Below are 16,884 nucleotides of genomic sequence, written 5' to 3'. Positions count from 1 at the left end.
TTATGAAACCAAGGCATCCATTTCATGCAGGATAGCATGGAGTTCTTCAGGCTTATTCAGGACGTGATGAGCGCCTGCTTCCACAAGTGAGGTTGGGCCATGATAGCCCCAGGAAACACCGGCAGCACGTGCGCCTGCTGAACGCGCCATTTGCATATCGTAGATTGCATCGCCAATTACGATCGTTTGGTCCGGTTCTATCCCCATTTCAGCGCAAGATTCAAGCACCATGGCTGGATGTGGTTTGGAAGGACAATCATCAGCAGTACGAATGACCGTAAAATGGTGTCCAATTCCGTGGCGCTCAAAGACCGAGCGTACGCCGCGTTGCGACTTACCTGTCACAATACCCAACAAAAGATCATCGCGACTGCCAAGCTCTGTCAGCAATGGCAAGATACCATCATAAAGTGGCTCTGCGAAATCTGGTGCCTGACGCAGCCGAACAAAGTTTTCCTTATAGCGCTGTGTAAGCCAGTTGACCTGCTCATCGACTTCACGACCAAGCAATTGCGCAATAGCCAATGGAAGCGAAAGACCAATGATTGAATGGGTCTGAGCAATTTCCGGCGGCTGCAATCCTGCATCGATAAAGCTTGCAGCCATGCAATGGTGAATCGTATCACCGCTATTGACAAGCGTACCGTCACAATCAAAGAGAACGAGTTTCATCGGGCAACTCCGGCTTTTGCTGGTCGATTGATGATAAGCAGGCCCAGCCCGATCAGGGCGAGTGCAGCAAAGATTTTCCAGCCAAGATGTTCGTTGAGCAATATTCCACTCAACAGCACACCGAAAGCGGGCGTGAGAAACGCAAAATTAGACAGTTTGGAAGCCGGATAGCGTCGTACCATCCAGAACCACAATGGATAGGACACAGCTACTACAAACACCGATTGAAACAGAAATGACAGAACCGAGAGCATATCCGGATCACGGATCAATGGACCACTCAGCGACATGAATGGTAATGGAACCAGAGCTGCCACTGCCAGCTGATAAAGAAGCGTCTTTTCGGGCGCAGCACTTGCAAGTTTCGTCCGCTTAATGACGAGCGTCGTCATTCCCCACAGCATTCCTGATATCAGTGCAAGCAAATCACCATAGACCGCATTGGGGCCAGGCCGACTGATATGGTCCGAAAAGACAACAAAGACACCGAGGAATGCCACACACATACCAATGAAGGCGCGCATGGACATGCGCTCACCCAAAAGAAAATGACTACCGATCGCCACCCAGAATGGCATCACGTTCATCATCAGAGTGACACGCCCGACGCTGGTGAGTTCCATGGCGAGAAAGATCAGGACAAATTCAACACCAAAGAGAAGGCCGGCCAGAATGCCGGGCTTTAAAGTGCCATCTCGTCCAAAAAGCGGAATACGTTTCCAGTAGCACCAGAGAAAAACACAAAGGCCACCCAATGCTGCACGACCTGCGGCCATGAGCATGGGGTTGAAACCGCGATTGCCGATCTTGATGGCAACCTGATTAAGCCCCCATGTGAACATGATGAACATGACAAGCGCGATAGCCAGTCCATCAAACGACACCCGGCCCTGAGCCGTTCCTCCCCCAGCACCCGACATTCTTATTCTTCCGCGTTTGCCTCATCGAAGCCAAGCAAGTTCCAAGACTGCACCATATGTGGTGGCAGAGGTGCCGTGACATCAATGATGCCGCCTGCAGGATTGGGAATACGAATGCGGCGCGCATGCAGATGCAGCTTTTTTTGAATGCCGCCCGGAAATTCCCAGTTCTGATCTGCTTCAAAATATTTCGGATCGCCGATGATCGGATGGCCGATGTGTGCTGCGTGGACACGAAGCTGGTGGGTACGGCCTGTATAAGGTTCCATCTCCAGCCAGGTCAGATTGTTACCAATCTTTTCGATGATCCGGTAATAAGAAACGGCGTGATCGGAATCCGGTTCACCATGCTGGCAAACGCGCATCTTATCGCCGTCAGGCGTCTGTTCTTTTACAAGCCATGTCGAAATCTTGTCTTCACGCTTGCGCGGAACGCCTTTCACCAAAGCCCAATAGGTCTTTTTGGTGTCGCGCTCCCTGAACGATGCAGTCAGCGCCTGTGCTGCTCCGCGTGTGCGGGCAACCACCAGAACGCCAGATGTGTCCCGGTCAATACGATGCACCAGACGTGGCTTTTCACCCCGCTTGTTGCGCCATGCTTCGAGCATGCCGTCAACATGGCGAACAAGGCCAGAACCGCCCTGCACTGCCAGACCCGCAGGCTTGTTAAAAACAAATACCTTCGGATCTTCATAGATCAGCATCTGTTTGAGAACATCACCATCCTGCTGGCTGCGGATGGTTTTTGCTGTCATTGGTCCAGCGGCCTTTTCATCGACCTCCAGCGGCGGAATGCGCACCATCTGGCCTGCCTGCAAACGTGTGTCTGACTTGGCACGACCGCCGTCGACGCGGACCTGACCGGAACGCAGCAATTTTTGCAGATGTCCGAACCCAAGTCCGGGAAAATGGACCTTGAACCAGCGATCAAGACGCATACCCGTCTCGTCTGCAGCCACACTTTTCTGTTCAACGCCTGCCATGAAAAACCCGATCAATACTTTTTTGGGCACGAACCAGCGTGCCTGACTTTTTATGCGTCTTATATCCGAGAGCCTGTTTCCGTCTTTCGAGATGCGCTTTAAATCAGTCAATAGACGCGCCAACGGCGGATTGCTAGGCTAAATTGGGGAAAACAACAATCTGCCGCTGTTTTGCTAAAGCAGGAATGCTCTGCAAAGAATAGGAATGCGGCTATGAATCTTCACGCTCGGTTACATGCATTTTTAATTTATGGTCAATCTTAACACGTATTCGCCACTTCTTGCCTTCATTGCATATTGATAGAACAACGGGACTGCACCATTTAGTCCTGTGAAATAGAACGAGCGGGAGTGCGAAGGTGTCATTGCTCAAAATCTACTGGCGTGCCATGGAATATCTTGCGGCTGAGAAGGCTGCAACGATAACCATGTGTATTGCAAGCGTACTGGTTGCCCTTGTCATGTTGGCCGAACCGATCCTTTTTGGTCGCGTTATTCAGGCTATCTCAGATAAAGGTGATATCTTTACGCAGCTCGCCATGTGGGCCGCACTTGGTGCGTTTAACATCGTCGCAGCGGTGTTTGTTGCGCGCGGTGCAGACCGCCTCGCCCATCGCCGTCGTCTCGGCGTAATGATCGACTCTTATGAGCGCATCATTACCATGCCGCTTTCGTGGCACCAGAAGCGCGGTACATCAAACGCACTGCACACGTTGATCCGCGCGACCGACTCCCTTTTCACGCTCTGGCTTGAATTCATGCGTCAGCACCTGACCACAGTTGTGGCTCTGGTCGCGCTTATTCCAGTCGCAATGAGCATGGATATGCGCATGTCCATGGTGCTAATCGTGCTTGGTGTCATCTATGTGATGATTGGCCAGCTCGTCATGCGCAAGACAAAGGATGGCCAGACGGCCGTTGAAAAACACCACCACAAGCTGTTCGAGCATGTCAGCGATACCATCAGCAACGTTTCGGTCGTGCAGAGCTATAACCGCATCGCTTCTGAAACACAGTCGCTGCGCCAATATGCAAAGAATCTGGAAAACGTCCAGTTTCCGGTTCTCAACTGGTGGGCGCTTGCCAGCGGTCTGAACCGAATGGCTTCGACGCTCTCGATGGTTATCGTGCTGATGCTTGGTGCGTATTTCGTGACCAAGGGCCAGATGCGCGTTGGTGATGTTATTGCCTTTATCGGTTTCGCTCAACTTATGATCGGTCGTCTTGACCAGATCAGCGCGTTCATCAACCAGACTGTAACAGCCCGCGCAAAGCTGGAAGAGTTCTTCGAAATGGAAGACGCGACAGCTGACCGTCAGGAACCACAGGATGCAACCGATCTTGAAGATGTGAAGGGTGGCATTGTTTTCGATAATGTAACCTTCGAATTTCCGAATTCGGGTCAGGGCGTCTACGACGTGTCGTTCGAAGTCAAGCCTGGACAGACAGTGGCTATCGTTGGCCCAACGGGTGCTGGCAAGACAACACTGATCAATATTCTCCAGCGTGTGTTCGACCCTGCTGCAGGTCGCATTATGATCGACGGCACCGATACACGTACTGTCAGCCGCCGCTCGTTGCGTCATGCAATTGCAACCGTGTTCCAGGATGCAGGTTTGTTCAACCGTTCGGTCGAAGATAACATTCGTGTCGGTGACGAGAATGCGTCTAACGAAATGGTTCATGCTGCTGCAAAAGCTGCTGCCGCGCACGACTTCATTCTTGCAAAGGGCAACGGTTATGACACGGTCGTTGGTGAACGTGGTTCGCAGCTTTCAGGTGGTGAACGTCAGCGTCTCGCTATTGCTCGCGCTATCCTCAAGGATTCTCCGATCCTGGTGCTCGACGAGGCGACAAGTGCGCTTGACGTTGAGACAGAAGAAAAGGTCAAACAGGCTGTTGATGATCTGAGCCACAATCGCACGACCTTCATCATTGCGCACCGTCTGTCTACTGTTCGCTCTGCTGATATTGTCCTGTTCATGGATAAGGGACATCTTGTTGAACGCGGCAGCTTCGACGAACTGGCTGCACGCGGTGGCCGCTTCTCCGACCTGCTCCGCGCTGGTGGACTGCAGCTTGAAGACAAGTCTGAAAAGGCTAAAGACGAAAGCAGTAATGTCATGCCGTTCCCGGTCAAGGGTTCAGCTGCCTGATCAACGACTACAGCCCAAAGAGAAAAGCCCGCTGCAAATACCCGCAGCGGGCTTTTTCAGATGGAAACTTCAAAGCGCAACCCATCATAGCCAGGCTCAACGTTATCGGGTGTTTCCCGCATGACTGTCTCGTAATCGAGAGGTATGTGCATGTGAGTCAGTATCGCGCGCTTAGGTCCAAAAAACTCAATCCATTCGAGCGCTTGCTCAAGTGAAAAGTGGCTTGGGTGAGGACGATACTGCAGTGCGCCGATAATCAGAATATCTGCATGGCGGATATATTTCAGGCTTTCATCTGGAAATGCGCTGACATCTGTGCAGTAAGCGACATTGCCGATGCGGAAGCCGAGCGATTCAATATCACCGTGAACCTGCGTGAATGGTTCAAACCGGATCGATCCGCCTGCTCCTGTAATCGTAAAAGCCGTTTCAGCGACGATGTCATGCATGGAGAGGATCGGCGGATAACTCGACCCTGCTGGCGTCTCGAAACAATAGCCAAAGGCATCAAACAGCCGATTGCGCGTCAGCCGGTTGGCGTACACATCCATCAGGCGCCTGTTTTCGACCACGTAGGTACGAAGATCATCGATCCCATGAATATGATCGGCATGTGGATGTGTGTAAACAGCTGCATCCAGCGACGGCACATCCGCATCGATCATCTGCGCTCGAAAATCCGGTCCTGTGTCGATCACGACAACGGTGCTGTTTCCTTCACCGTCGAACCGCTCCACAAGGAGTGCGGCGCGGCGACGCCGGTTTTTCGGATTTTCAGGATCACAATTGCCCCAATCACCATTGATACGTGGCACACCGGGGGACGATCCGCACCCCAGAATTGTGAAACGCAAACAATTGCGGGAAGCTGCCACGATGATTATTCTCCAGCAGGCTTTGGCATTTTGGAGAAAAGCCGGAAGACGTTTTCACTTGTGATGTCGGCTATCTCATCGCTGCTCACACCAATTGTGTCAGCTAAAACGGCTGCCGTGTGCTGCACAAATGACGGCTCATTGCGTTTACCGCGATGCGGCATCGGTGCGAGATATGGCGCATCTGTCTCGACCAGCAGACGATCACGCGGAACAATGCTTGCAACTTCGCGAATATCGGCTGAGTTCTTGAAGGTCAGAATGCCGGAGAATGACACATAACCGCCAAGCTCAATGCCCTTCTCAGCCAATGCCCGACCGGACGAGAAACAGTGCAGGATAAAGGGAAACGCGCCCTTCGCCGTCTCAGATTCCAGAATGTTGGCCATATCCTGATCCGCGCTGCGCGCGTGAATCACGAGCGGCAACTGTGTGCGACGTGCAGCTTCGATATGCGTGAGGAAGCCCTGACGCTGGGCTTCCGGCGGCGCATAATCATAATGATAGTCCAAACCCGCCTCGCCTATGGCGACAACTTTCGGATGCTCAGCCAGACGCACCAGATCATCGGCCGTGACATCGAGTTCCTCATGCGCATTGTTCGGGTGTGTTCCAACAGAACAATAGACGGACTCGTAATTCTCAGCGAGTGTCAGGATCGTATCGAACTTGCGTACACGCGTGCAAATTGTGACCATGCGCTTGATGCCAGCATTGAGCGCGCGCGCCACAACAGCATCGCGCTCTGGCTCGAAATCCGCAAAGTCGAGATGGCAGTGACTATCAACCAGCATATTCAGCTCAGTTCTGCTCTTCCGCTTCCACAAAGCGCGGGAAGACCGGCTGTGGTGCTGGTAGTTCGGCTCCACCGACAAGCGGGCTTGCAGTTACGTCAGAGAACTGACGCTTATCTGCCGGGATTGCCAGAGTATCGAGGAGCTTTTCAGCCGACTGCGGAATGAACGGCTGCACCATGATGCCGACGCGGCGGATCACTTCCGCGGTTACATAAAGCACCGTACCCATACGCGCAGGATCAGTCTTGCGCAGTGCCCACGGCTCCTGTCCCGCAAAGTAACGGTTTGCTTCCGCAACCACGGCAAAAATTGCACCAAGAGCAATATGCAGCGCCTGATCACCGACTGCCTTACGCGCAGTTTCCAGTGCCGCATCGGCCTGATCCAGAATAGCCGTGTCAGCATCCGAAAACTCACCAGGAACAGGAACCTTGCCTTCGCAGTTCTTGGCAATCATCGACAGCGAGCGCTGTGCAAGATTGCCCAGATCGTTGGCAAGATCGGCATTGGTGCGATTGACGATCGCATCATGGCTGTAGCTGCCATCCTGACCAAATGGTACTTCACGCATCAGGAAGTAGCGCAGCTGATCAAGACCATAACGCTCTACCAGTTCAAACGGATCGATGACGTTGCCAAGCGACTTCGACATCTTTTCACCGCGGTTGAACAGGAAGCCATGCGCAAACACGCGCTTTGGCAGCGGAACTCCCGCCGACATCAGGAATGCTGGCCAGTAGACTGCATGGAACCGCGAAATGTCCTTACCGATGATATGAGCATCGGCAGGCCAGTAGCCCCACTTTTCATCGGTTGTATCAGGATATCCAACTGCCGTGATGTAATTCGTCAGGGCGTCAACCCAGACATACATGACGTGCTTTTCATCACCCGGAACCGGAATACCCCAGTCGAATGTCGTGCGCGAAATCGAAAGGTCTTTCAGACCAGACTTTACGAAGCTCACGATCTCGTTGCGACGTTCCGCAGGCATGATAAAGCCGGGATTCTTTTCGTAAAGTTCAAGAAGCTTGTCCTGATAATTGGACAGACGGAAGAAGTAGCTTTCTTCTTCAACCCACTCAAGAGGGGTGCCCTGAGGACCGTAGCGAACATTATCCGCACGGACTTCCGTTTCCTCTTCGCCATAATAGGCTTCGTCACGAACCGAATACCAGCCCGCATAGCCGCCTTTATAGATATCGCCATTGGCGGCCATTGCCTGCCAGATTGCCTGACTGGCCTTGTAATGGCGCTCTTCGGAGGTGCGAATATAATCGTCGTGCGAGCTGTTCAGAAACTCGCCCATGCGCTGGAAAGCAGCTGTGTTGCGATCTGCGAGTTCGCGTGGCGCAATGCCTTCCTTACGCGCACTCTGCAGCATCTTAATGCCGTGTTCGTCCGAGCCGGTCAGGAAGTGAACATCCTTGCCATCCAGACGCTGGAAACGCGCCATGGCATCAGTCGCAATCAATTCATAAGCATGACCGATATGCGGCTTGCCATTTGGGTAAGCGATTGCGGTGGTGATATAGAATTTTTCGCGGCTCATCAGAAATCCGGCTTCTTCAAGTGTGATGTTTAAAAAACGTTAGCGGTGACATAACGCAAGTGAAGCATCATGTCACGTAAGCGGAGGCGTGCCAGATCGAAAAGCGCGATGCGTTTTTTCCAAAAGGATCATAACTGCCTGCTTCCGGTCGAGATTATAGGTCTCGGCATTCGAAATTTCACGAACAAGTTCGCTCCAGAAACGCGACCACTGATCGGCTTCACGCAACTGACCCGAATCTGCATAGCGTCGAGCTTCGTCTGCAATCCGGCCCATGAGGTAATCACGGAACAGTTCATATTGAACTTCTGCCTCACGCCCATTCAGAACACCTGAAAGCGTTTGAGCTTTTGGAAGATCAAACGCCTGCCCCTGCAATATGGCATCAACGGCATTCGATATTTCAAGGCCTCCATGGGCCACGAGAAGCAGCGCCTTGCGCACGCTGCCTTCAGAGCGAGTCAGAAGCGATTGTGTGATGCCGTCGGCATCAAGCCCGACGCTAGGTCCAATGTGCTCCAATGCATCTGTAAGCGCATCATCTCCGAGAGGCTTAAACTGGATGCTCTGGCAGCGTGAACGGATGGTTGGCAGAAGCCGTCCCGACGAATGCGATATCAGAATGAACATCGCGCGTGCCGGTGGCTCCTCCAGAGTTTTGAGAAGCGCATTCGCAGCATTACGGTTCATATCATCGGCAGGATCGACAATGACAATTCGCCATGCGCCGTCCGATGCCGTGCGGGTCAGAAAATGAGTGACGCGACGAATTTCCTCTACAGGAATACCAGTCCTGAACTTGCCGGTTTTCTGATCGAAGGGCCGATTAATATGCAACACGGCCGGATGCATACCACCTGCGATCTGTCGCCAGAGTGGTTTGCTGAAATCAGGCATTCCGATCGTTTCAGGTGCAAAGGTCTGATCTCCAAACGCAAGCATGTGGCCTGCGAGATGAAAGGCCAGTGTCGCCTTGCCAACACCCTGAGCGCCCTCAAAAAGCAGCGCATGATGCATACGACCTTCACGATAGGCCTGTGCCAGGAAAGCTACTACTTCGCCATGACCGGTGAGATAATCACTGGCAGATGGTTCAGCTACGCCTTCAATGGAATCATGGGCTTTTGGGACATCAAGTTCTTCGATCACAGAAGTCCCTTTTTCTTCAAAATTTCGTCTGCAATGGCTACGATATCGGCTGATATCTCATCCTGTGAACGGTCGGCGTTGACCACCATACAGCGATCGGGTTCGGCATTCGCAATTTCTAGAAACGCCTGACGCCGGGCTTCGTGCACGGCAATGGCTTCTTTCTCGAAACGATCGGCAATGTCAGTCCCTCGACGCTTCACTGCGCGAGAAAGACCTTTTTCTGCAGGAATATCAAGAATGATCGTAAGATCTGGCATTGCACCATCGATAGCAATACGTTCGATAGCAGCCATATAAGTGGCATTGAGATTTCCTGTCACGCCCTGATAGGCACGGCTCGAATCGATGAAACGGTCACAAAGCACAACGCGACCTTCAGATAATGCCGGACGGATCAGCTGGTCGACATGATCAGCTCGAGCAGCCGCGAAAAGCAGCGCTTCCATTGCAGGACCGTAGCTTTCGGCATTACCACTCAGAATCACGTGACGAACTGCTTCAGCACCCGCAGAACCACCGGGTTCACGCGTGATCAGCGGATCAAAACCAAGGCTACGCAGATGCTCCGCCAGCAAGGCAATCTGGGTTGATTTACCCGCACCTTCCCCACCCTCGAATGTAATAAACAATCCGGTCACACTGGCTTCCGCAAAATTGAGTTCAGCTTAAAACAAGCTCTCTATTGTTTATCGGCGTTTGCGCGTGAGGTCGAGGAGGGTTTAGAGATATTTCCTTAGCCAACCCGTGGAAAGCTCCAGCGCTGCGCCCATTGCTCGCTGTGAGAGAGTGCCAACCGAAACCGATTGAGCGGTATAGAGCGGCATTTGCTGTACTACATTCCCATTGAGTTCGAACCGCAAAGTTCCAACTTGCGTGTCTGTCTCGATGGGAGCGTTTAACGGCCCCTCGTATGAAATACGTGCTTTGAGCTTGTCGCGCCCTTCCTTTGGAAGCAGCAGTTCAACATCGTCTTTAACTTTCAGAGAAACGCTGGAGGCGGAGCCGCCGAAAACCTGCGCAGTGCTGATCTCTTCGTTAGCCGAATAAATACTTATAGTATCGAATGAAGTCATCCCCCATTGGATAAGTTTCTTTGCTTCTTCCTCGCGTTCTTTGATGCTGGTCAAACCACTCATTGCAAGAAACAGCCTGCGTCCGTTCTGTTCTGCAGAGGCGACCAAAGCATAACCGGATGCTTCAGTGTAGCCCGTTCCCATGCCGTCTGCGCCAATATCAAGCCGCAAAAGCGGGTTGCGATTGCGCTGCATGATGTTGTTCCAAGTGAATGCCGGCTGGGCATAATAGACGTAACGTTCGGGATGAGCGCTATGAATATGGCGCGCGAGTTTTATGAGATCGGACAGCGTTACCGTTTGTCCTTCGGCGGGCAGTCCGGTCGCGTTCACGAAATTCGAGCCTATGAGGCCCAAATCTTTCGCACGCTCATTCATCTTTTGCGCGAAAGCCACTTCGCTGCCAGACAGCCCTTCAGCGAGAATGATGGCACCGTCATTTGCAGCCTGCACAATCATGCCTTGCAGCAGATCAGCAACCGTTGGCGTCGACTTGATCTTAGCAAACATCGTTGACGTGCCAGAAGGTGCACCGCCGGTGCGCCACGCATACTCAGTGACAGGGTAGCTGGTTTCGAGCGTCGTCTGGCCTTTTTCAAGTGCTTCAAAGACAACTTCAGCCGTCATCAACTTGGCAAGCGACGCGGGTGGCACTTTCATGTCCGGATTTTTGGATAAAAGGACGGTGCCGCTCTTATCGTCCAGTAACAGGACTTGGGGAGCCTTCGTAGCGAATGCAGCTTGCACAGTCTGCGCATATCCCGGCACGGTCATTGAAGCCGCAACGGAAAATGCTGCCGCAAGCCTTACGCTATTTGAAGAAAGCCCCATGATTCACCCGTCCGCTTAGAGCGATTCCAGTTAATATTGAATCGTGGAAATTGCTCTATCTATCTGTTTTAAAGCATTATCTTACGCAAAATCGCTCCACACTATTGCTGGAAATGCTTTAAACTTCCGACGAGCCTATGCAGCCTTTCCGGCCAAAATCAGTCGGCACGAACAACAAAGGCGTCTGTTGCTCCGACTTTCCACGCCGCACGAAGCAAATCGTCGTTATTGCCCTTTTCGGCAAATGCCGTCAGCTCATAAACGTCGCCCTGCTCCGTAGGTATCTTGGTGCGTGTCACACGTGCAGTGCGCGGCAGAGATTTTTCCAGTTTCGTCACATCGTCCAGCGAGTTAAAAACACCGATCTCGACATATTCACGCTGTTCTTCTGCATTTCTACGCTTCCAGGCGTCCGAAACCGCACTTGCGGTCAAGATACTGCCATAGGTGCGCTCTTCGGCGAAGGCAGAGGCTGCCATACGGTCGGAAGCATAACCAAGCCCGCCAATACGAGCCGCAGTCGCAACGCCGAAACTGCCAGCTGGTCGCTGTGAAGGAACCGGAACATTTGCAGGAAGCAACGGTGTCTCGCCATCGCCATAAGCCGGATTGACCTCAAATGGAGAAGACGGTGGAACCGGCATCGCCGCAATTCCGGCTGGTGTCGGCGTTGGCGCATTCATGGCCATCATGACGCCGGTCGCTGGCTGTCCAATCGGATCCCCATTTCCTGGACGATAGGATGCCATCAGATACGCATCGTCCTGTCCATCAAGAGGCGCACGCCCTACATATTCAACCTTCACATCGGCCGTGCCGTGATGCTGATAATCCAGCAACTCAGCAGCCTTCTGCGATAGATCAATCACGCGATCACGCTCGAATGGCCCACGATCATTCACTCGAACGATAATTGAACTGCCGTTGTAAGTGTTGGTGACACGCGCATAACTTGGCAGCGGCATCGTTGGATGCGCTGCCGTCAGATGCGTCATGTCATAGATTTCGCCATTGGCGGTCAACCGACCGTGGAAAGCACTGCCATACCAGGAAGCACGACCCGTTGAGGCGTAATTCTTGTTTTCTTTTGGATAATACCAGCGGCCCTTGACCTGATAAGGTTTACCGACCTGATCGCGGCCACCACCACGTGGCAATGGCTTGCCTTGAAGGTTGGTGACACGTGGGCTGGCTTTCACGCCATATTTGGATTCGGCAAAATATTCTTTGGGGTGCTTTTTCTTCGACGATTTCGGCTGCGGGGCGCTTGCGCAACCCGCCAAAACCACAGCCAGCGCCATGAATGTCAACATAGCAGTCGATCCGCGCTTTTGACGCATCATCGATAGATCTGCATTCTTAGCACGGTTTCGCCACCCGTTTGAACTCATACGCCACACGCCCGCAATACACTAACTATGACCGTAAGGCCGATCGTATCTTTTAGAAATTAGTGATGTCACTGAATTATTGACGGATCATTAAAGTTTTTGCAAATCCCCTGAAATGAGTCGAACCGAAGCAGTTGTGAACATAATCATTATGGGAACCAATTTCCTGCCAGATCGTTGAAATTACAACATGAAGGAGAGACAATATGTTCCGTGCACTAATCCTTTGGCTTCTCGGCGTACCATTCATCGCTGTTCTGTTTATCTGGTACTTTTTCTTCTGATGATGGAACGATTGGGCTCCTCGCCCGTTTCATCTATGGCTCTTTTGACCTCCGAGCCAGTCACCTAACGTCATGAATTGGGCCCGTTCTTTAAAGAGCGGGCCATTTTTTATCAGAATGAGAATGGCCTGTAAGCGTTGACCGCTTCACGATGCAGGCGAAAGTGAGCTGGGGTCCAGGTTGAAAGTTCACCGTCTGTGTTTACTGGCCTTGGCTTCTTGGTGCGAATGATAACTTCAGTCGTGGGAAATGCACGAACGTCGTCCCACTTTGACTGTGTTCCCTGACGCAAACTGGGTAACAGACGCAACAATTTCCACCAATGGTCAACTTCGAGGCTATAAAAGTCGAGCTTGCCGTCGTCTATGGCTGCATCTTTTTCGACGGCCATGCCGCCGCCGTAAAACTTGCCATTTCCGACCGAAACTTGCAGCGTCTTTATCTGCTCTGTAATGCCATCATGTTCGAGATAGGCAGTGAACAACTCTGAACGCATCAGAATACGGCCAGCCGCAATGGCGTAGCCGAGTTTACCCCACTTTTTCTTGGCCTCAGCACTCAGTTTCTGCGCGAGTTCAGCACTAAAGCCGATGCTCGCCACATTGAAATAGAGGTGGCCATTCACTTCACCAAGATCGATGGGATGCTGTTCATAAGTGAGCAGCTGCCGCGTGGCTTCTGTGGGGTCGGCGGGAATGCCGATTGTGCGAGCAAAGTCGTTCGCCGTGCCAAGCGGCAATATGGCAAGCGGCACCTTCGTTTCGACGAGGCCAGGTGCGGCTGCGTTCAATGTACCGTCGCCGCCACCGACAATCACCAAATCGACTTCGCTATTGGAACGGATGACATCAGAAATGGTTTCATCCCCCTTCGCAGTCTTCTCAATGAGAGAAATGCCGCCGCGCTCGAGTATCCCGCGCATGTCGGCATTGAACCCTTTGCCGTTGCGGGCTTTTGGATTGACGATCAGCAATGCTCGGCGCTTGGAAGATGTGGCCATAGGTACCTGTTGGAAATTTCGGTTTAAATATTGAGTACCGCAAATGGCGACGGATTTACGGATATCAATGGGAACCGCGATGAAATCTTCTTACGCCTATTAATGATTGGAACCGATAAGGATAAGATTGCGGCGCTAGTATTCCAACAGCACTGGCGTGCTGACCTGCGTCTTGCTAGGATAGGTTATACTGGGCGGGTATGATGTAATGGTAGCCTGCTAGCTTCCCAAGCTGAATGCGCGGGTTCGATTCCCGCTACCCGCTCCATTTATTTTCATGCTGTTATAGACGGAGAACACCATGGCGCGACTGAAATTAGCTCTCGGCACTCTCTCCCTGCTTCTCATCACCACCAGTTCACAAGCAGCACTTGCTCCGAACTATCAACGTGCAAAAGAGCTAACCGCTGTCATTGAGGCCGCCGCAGCCGCGCTTCCGCAGTATCCGATAAGCAAAGTAATCTATCAGAAGGAAGATCAATATCAGATCATTGCCGGACCTTGTTCTCTCAGAGCGAATATTGTCCCCAAACCGATGAAAAATGGAATGGTTGGACCTCGCCAGTTTGAGGTGAAACTCAGTCAATCTCGCTGTCGCTAGATAGGTTTGCGCGGATTAAAAATTAGCGACTGCTTGCATTTTCCCACATTTCTGGCTTCATGAGTTTGTTGAACTTAAAACTCATATTTGGAGAAACTGATGGCAGAACCAAGCTCGCTCAATAAATATCAACCCTATGCTATTGGCATCCTACGTATCGTGACCGCGCTGCTCTATTTTGAGCACGGGACACAGAAGGCGTTCAGCTTCCCAATCGCGGGCCCTGACAGCCTGTCTGCTATTCAGCTTGCATCTGCGCTGCTGGAAATTGTTGGCGGCGCGTTGATTTTCCTGGGCTGGTTCACACGTCCCGTCGCCTTTATTCTTTCAGGCCATATGGCCTTTGCATATTTCATGGCACACTTCCCAAAGAGCTTCTTCCCTGTCGCCAATGGCGGCGATGCAGCCATTCTTTTCTGCTTCGTATTCCTGACACTGGTAGCGACCGGTGCTGGCGCATTTTCGGTCGATAATCGTAACCGTTGATCGAAATCATTTCCTGAAACCGATCAATCTGACAGGTTCAGATCACATACAGTTTTCTTGTATGTGATCTGAACAATGCGGATGATCAAAAAATGAAAATACTCTTGATCGCCCTGGCCATATTGGCCTTCCTCGTGTTTGGCTGCTTTTTGCAGACACACTTTGGCTCGTGGCAATAAGAGTCTTTGGCGAAGCACCACCTTGATATGTGCGTTTCAGGCTTTACCTAGAAACTATATCAATCGAAGGGAGTTCTTCATGCGCACCATGCTCGCAGCCATTCTTCTCACAGCAACTTCTGCCGGCGCTTTCGCCGCGGCTCCAGAGGGTGCAAAGCTCTCTGAAATCATTGCCAAGATCGAACAGACCGCCGATGTGCAATATATCGATGAAGTCGATTGGAATGATCGCGGCTATTATGAAATCGAATATTTCATGAAGAATGGCGCGAAGGTCGAAATCAAAATCGATCCTAAGACCGGCGAATCCGTCAAGTAGCAGCGAATCTCATTTAAGCGGCACACACTTTGGGGTGCCGCTTTTGCTTAAATTCAGTACCAGATGATCATTTACCCGTGACCTGAGGGAGCGGATTTCAGGTGTTTTCCACAAATGCAGACCTAAATTAGAATTATCCGAACTTTTTTATGGTCTTAAGCGTAGAAACGATTGACGCTGCTCCACTTCCCGAATACATGAGCAGCGTTCCTGATTGAAAAACATCAGAACAATGCGCGGGTGTAGCTCAGTTGGTTAGAGTGCCGGCCTGTCACGCCGGAGGTCGCGGGTTCGAGCCCCGTCACTCGCGCCATTCTTCTCTCAAGAGAAGAATGTTTGGAAACGAAGTTTCGTTTATTATTAGTCATATAGATTAATTAGATAATGTGAACGTGAAACTTCCGATTCGCCGTTCCCGTTGACTTATGTTCGCAAAAATGGCGGGCCTTTCGACCCGCCAACGTATCAAATGTCGAATTATTCTTGCGTGATATTCAGCATAGGGATTGAACCGTTCGGCAGCATGGTCGTCGGTAGCTGGCCATTCCACCGCTCAGCTTGCGTGAGAGACACCAGACCTGGATTGTCCCGCAATGCATCACCGCGTGCTTTGATAGCCTGTGCCTCTGCGTCACCCTTCAAGCGAATTGCTTCTGCATCGGCCTGTGCCTGCAAACGTACGGAATCAGCCTGTGCTTGAGCATCGGCACGCCGTGCATCTGCCTGCGCATTGGCCTGCGTAACGGTGATTTCTGCCTGTACTTTTTCACGCTCAGCATTCTGGCGAAGGCGCTGAACTTCCACTTCGGCCAGCATACGCTGCTCGATGCTTGCTTCATATGCATCAGAAAAATCGATGTTTTCGATCTGTACGCTGTCGATAATGACTGGACCGCTCACACTCTTCTGGATCGCATCTGCGATTTCCTGATTAAGCCGACCACGTTCCTGGATAGCCGTCATGGCAGCAAAGCGACCAAAAACCGTTTTACTTTCTTCAAATACGCGACGCTCCACCAGACGAGACAAGAGCCCATCTTCGCCACCATAGGTGGCATAGACTTCTTCCACACGATCTGGCGGAATACGGTAATTTACCGAAAGGTTCATCGTGGCAGGCTGCTGATCCCGGCTATAAGCTTCCATACCGTTATAAATTGCGGCCTTGGACTGCACAGAAACCCGGACTACGGAGTCAATCAAGGGAATCTTGAAGCCAAGTCCCGGCTGGGCAACGCCAGCAACTGCTCCATAACGGAGAATAACGCCTCGTTCACCTTCATCGACAGTATACCAGGACCCTAGAATGACACTCAAAATGGCTAAGCCAATAAAACCGGCAATAGCTGTTGGAATATGACGCATATCATCTCCTCATACGCTTAATTAATAGATGCTCAATAAGCGCAAAAGTCAGATATTAAAAACGAAACAAAGCTGAATAGTCGAGTATCGACAATTATTTTGATCTATTTAGATTTACTCTCTTTCTGATGGATATTGAGGTATCCGAATATTCGCACAACCCTCATAGCGCATCCCGATGGATGATCGCAGGTTTATTGTTAATCTCGCACATACTATGTGATTTTCAGCTTATTTCACTTTTATAT

At 51.5% G+C, this 16,884-nt stretch carries 16 protein-coding genes and 2 tRNA genes; 6 read left to right on the top strand and 12 right to left on the bottom strand.

Translation table 11 applies throughout. The annotated features are described in order from the left end of the window. The 3 genes from QBD00_RS20395 to QBD00_RS20385 are packed head-to-tail and all read right to left on the bottom strand — an operon-like array spanning nt 1 to nt 2,575. On the bottom strand, nt 1-672 hold the full coding sequence (locus tag QBD00_RS20395; protein ID WP_318580396.1) for an HAD-IA family hydrolase: 672 nt from the start codon (nt 670-672) through the stop codon (nt 1-3). After that, nucleotides 669-1,592, bottom strand: coding sequence for a DMT family transporter (locus tag QBD00_RS20390; RefSeq protein WP_318580395.1), 924 nt, complete (start codon nt 1,590-1,592; stop codon nt 669-671). The genes QBD00_RS20395 and QBD00_RS20390 overlap by 4 nt, the downstream gene beginning before the upstream one ends. Before the next feature lie 2 nt (nt 1,593-1,594). Then, nucleotides 1,595-2,575 carry an RluA family pseudouridine synthase gene (locus QBD00_RS20385; protein WP_095447901.1) on the bottom strand — a complete coding sequence of 327 codons (981 nt, stop codon included), beginning with the start codon at nt 2,573-2,575 and terminating at the stop codon, nt 1,595-1,597. A gap of 359 nt (nt 2,576-2,934) precedes the next feature. Here QBD00_RS20385 and QBD00_RS20380 point away from each other — a divergent pair, with 359 nt between their 5' ends. Next, complete coding sequence (locus QBD00_RS20380; protein WP_318580394.1) at nt 2,935-4,731, top strand: glucan ABC transporter ATP-binding protein/ permease; 1,797 nt, start codon at nt 2,935-2,937, stop codon at nt 4,729-4,731. A gap of 56 nt (nt 4,732-4,787) precedes the next feature. Here the strand turns inward: QBD00_RS20380 and QBD00_RS20375 are convergent, their stop codons facing one another. The 8 genes from QBD00_RS20375 to QBD00_RS20340 all read right to left on the bottom strand — a co-directional run bounded on the left by QBD00_RS20375 (nt 4,788) and on the right by QBD00_RS20340 (nt 13,686). Next, nucleotides 4,788-5,606, bottom strand: coding sequence for an MBL fold metallo-hydrolase (locus QBD00_RS20375; protein WP_264231021.1), 819 nt, complete (start codon nt 5,604-5,606; stop codon nt 4,788-4,790). A gap of 5 nt (nt 5,607-5,611) precedes the next feature. Beyond that, the gene (locus QBD00_RS20370) at nt 5,612-6,400 is read right to left on the bottom strand and encodes a TatD family hydrolase (protein ID WP_318580393.1); all 789 of its coding nucleotides are present in this window, start codon (nt 6,398-6,400) and stop codon (nt 5,612-5,614) included. 7 nt (nt 6,401-6,407) lie between these two features. Beyond that, nucleotides 6,408-7,955, bottom strand: coding sequence for a methionine--tRNA ligase (gene metG, locus QBD00_RS20365; RefSeq protein ID WP_318580392.1), 1,548 nt, complete (start codon nt 7,953-7,955; stop codon nt 6,408-6,410). A gap of 72 nt (nt 7,956-8,027) precedes the next feature. Then, the gene (locus QBD00_RS20360) at nt 8,028-9,104 is read right to left on the bottom strand and encodes a DNA polymerase III subunit delta' (protein ID WP_318580391.1); all 1,077 of its coding nucleotides are present in this window, start codon (nt 9,102-9,104) and stop codon (nt 8,028-8,030) included. Next, on the bottom strand, nt 9,101-9,745 hold the full coding sequence (tmk, locus tag QBD00_RS20355; RefSeq protein ID WP_318580390.1) for a dTMP kinase: 645 nt from the start codon (nt 9,743-9,745) through the stop codon (nt 9,101-9,103). The genes QBD00_RS20360 and tmk overlap by 4 nt, the downstream gene beginning before the upstream one ends. A gap of 81 nt (nt 9,746-9,826) precedes the next feature. Beyond that, nucleotides 9,827-10,954 carry a D-alanyl-D-alanine carboxypeptidase family protein gene (locus QBD00_RS20350; protein ID WP_412535051.1) on the bottom strand — a complete coding sequence of 376 codons (1,128 nt, stop codon included), beginning with the start codon at nt 10,952-10,954 and terminating at the stop codon, nt 9,827-9,829. Between the two features lie 215 nt (nt 10,955-11,169). Further along, nucleotides 11,170-12,354, bottom strand: a complete 1,185-nt coding sequence (locus QBD00_RS20345) for a septal ring lytic transglycosylase RlpA family protein (protein ID WP_264231017.1) — start codon at nt 12,352-12,354, stop codon at nt 11,170-11,172. A gap of 444 nt (nt 12,355-12,798) precedes the next feature. Continuing rightward, the gene (locus QBD00_RS20340) at nt 12,799-13,686 is read right to left on the bottom strand and encodes a lipid kinase (protein WP_151094915.1); all 888 of its coding nucleotides are present in this window, start codon (nt 13,684-13,686) and stop codon (nt 12,799-12,801) included. Between the two features lie 194 nt (nt 13,687-13,880). Here QBD00_RS20340 and QBD00_RS20335 point away from each other — a divergent pair. From QBD00_RS20335 to QBD00_RS20315, 5 genes are all read left to right on the top strand, one after another. Beyond that, a tRNA-Gly gene (locus QBD00_RS20335) sits at nt 13,881-13,954 on the top strand. Nucleotides 13,955-13,987: 33 nt separating this feature from the next. Continuing rightward, nucleotides 13,988-14,287: a hypothetical protein gene (locus tag QBD00_RS20330; protein ID WP_318580388.1), complete on the top strand. Its 300-nt coding sequence runs from the start codon at nt 13,988-13,990 to the stop codon at nt 14,285-14,287. Nucleotides 14,288-14,386: 99 nt separating this feature from the next. Further along, complete coding sequence (locus QBD00_RS20325) at nt 14,387-14,773, top strand: DoxX family protein (RefSeq protein WP_095446612.1); 387 nt, start codon at nt 14,387-14,389, stop codon at nt 14,771-14,773. Nucleotides 14,774-15,031: 258 nt separating this feature from the next. Then, on the top strand, nt 15,032-15,271 hold the full coding sequence (locus tag QBD00_RS20320) for a PepSY domain-containing protein (protein WP_095446611.1): 240 nt from the start codon (nt 15,032-15,034) through the stop codon (nt 15,269-15,271). A gap of 236 nt (nt 15,272-15,507) precedes the next feature. Further along, a tRNA-Asp gene (locus QBD00_RS20315) sits at nt 15,508-15,584 on the top strand. Nucleotides 15,585-15,748: 164 nt separating this feature from the next. Here QBD00_RS20315 and QBD00_RS20310 read toward each other — a convergent pair. After that, complete coding sequence (locus QBD00_RS20310; protein WP_264231016.1) at nt 15,749-16,636, bottom strand: prohibitin family protein; 888 nt, start codon at nt 16,634-16,636, stop codon at nt 15,749-15,751. Nucleotides 16,637-16,884 lie beyond the last annotated feature (248 nt).

The sequence above is a fragment of the Ochrobactrum sp. AN78 genome (assembly GCF_029909885.1).
GTDB classification, from domain to species: Bacteria; Pseudomonadota; Alphaproteobacteria; order Rhizobiales; family Rhizobiaceae; genus Brucella; species Brucella quorumnocens.
Note: the sequence above shows the minus strand (reverse complement) of the source record. Positions and strands in the feature narration are given on the sequence as shown.

Excerpts from the sequence above, each read along its gene's own strand:
- QBD00_RS20320 (WP_095446611.1), top strand. The coding sequence starts at position 15,032 with ATGCGCACCATGCTCGCAGCCATTCTTCTCACAGCAACTTCTGCCGGC.
- QBD00_RS20370 (WP_318580393.1), bottom strand. The coding sequence starts at position 6,400 with ATGCTGGTTGATAGTCACTGCCATCTCGACTTTGCGGATTTCGAGCCA.
- QBD00_RS20390 (WP_318580395.1), bottom strand. The coding sequence starts at position 1,592 with ATGTCGGGTGCTGGGGGAGGAACGGCTCAGGGCCGGGTGTCGTTTGAT.
- QBD00_RS20310 (WP_264231016.1), bottom strand. The coding sequence starts at position 16,636 with ATGCGTCATATTCCAACAGCTATTGCCGGTTTTATTGGCTTAGCCATT.
- QBD00_RS20350 (WP_412535051.1), bottom strand. The coding sequence starts at position 10,954 with ATGACCGTGCCGGGATATGCGCAGACTGTGCAAGCTGCATTCGCTACG.
- metG (WP_318580392.1), bottom strand. The coding sequence starts at position 7,955 with ATGAGCCGCGAAAAATTCTATATCACCACCGCAATCGCTTACCCAAAT.
- QBD00_RS20385 (WP_095447901.1), bottom strand. The coding sequence starts at position 2,575 with ATGGCAGGCGTTGAACAGAAAAGTGTGGCTGCAGACGAGACGGGTATG.
- QBD00_RS20395 (WP_318580396.1), bottom strand. The coding sequence starts at position 672 with ATGAAACTCGTTCTCTTTGATTGTGACGGTACGCTTGTCAATAGCGGT.
- QBD00_RS20325 (WP_095446612.1), top strand. The coding sequence starts at position 14,387 with ATGGCAGAACCAAGCTCGCTCAATAAATATCAACCCTATGCTATTGGC.
- QBD00_RS20330 (WP_318580388.1), top strand. The coding sequence starts at position 13,988 with ATGGCGCGACTGAAATTAGCTCTCGGCACTCTCTCCCTGCTTCTCATC.
- QBD00_RS20340 (WP_151094915.1), bottom strand. The coding sequence starts at position 13,686 with ATGGCCACATCTTCCAAGCGCCGAGCATTGCTGATCGTCAATCCAAAA.
- QBD00_RS20345 (WP_264231017.1), bottom strand. The coding sequence starts at position 12,354 with ATGATGCGTCAAAAGCGCGGATCGACTGCTATGTTGACATTCATGGCG.